Here is a 411-nt window from a genome sequence, read left to right as displayed (position 1 = left end):
GGCGACCGGTGTGGCAGATGGATCAGATTGAGACGATGACGGCGCGCCCACTCCACGGCCAGCCCGGTAGGCGCCGACAGAGTGATGAGGGTGGCGAGTCCGGCCCGCACCGCCTTGTGGATGAGTTCGAGGCTGCAACGGCTGGTGACCACCACGCAGCCCTCGCGCACCGGCTGGCGCTGGCGCAACAGGGCGCCGATCAGCTTGTCCAGGGCGTTGTGGCGACCGATGTCCTCGCGGCACAGGGTCAGTTCGCCCTGGCCGCCGATGAACAGCGCGGCGTGCACCGCGCCGCTGCGCTGGCCCAGGTCCTGGGCGGCATCGATGCGCTGGCGCAGGTCGTGCAGGTGGATGGCCGGCGGCAAGGGCACCTTGCGTAGCCGGTCCAGCTGCGGCAGCGCCTGCTCCAGA

At 70.8% G+C, this 411-nt stretch carries 1 protein-coding gene; it reads right to left on the bottom strand.

Annotated elements, in window-relative coordinates; all coding sequences use genetic code 11:
• On the bottom strand, positions 1–411 hold a 411-nt coding region (locus FS767_RS21640), incomplete at both ends, for a formate dehydrogenase accessory sulfurtransferase FdhD (protein ID WP_178102764.1).

The organism is Pseudomonas sp. DE0010, assembly GCF_007680745.1.
Lineage (GTDB): Bacteria > Pseudomonadota > Gammaproteobacteria > Pseudomonadales > Pseudomonadaceae > Aquipseudomonas > Aquipseudomonas parafulva_B.
This window is presented reverse-complemented; position numbering and strand designations above follow the sequence as displayed.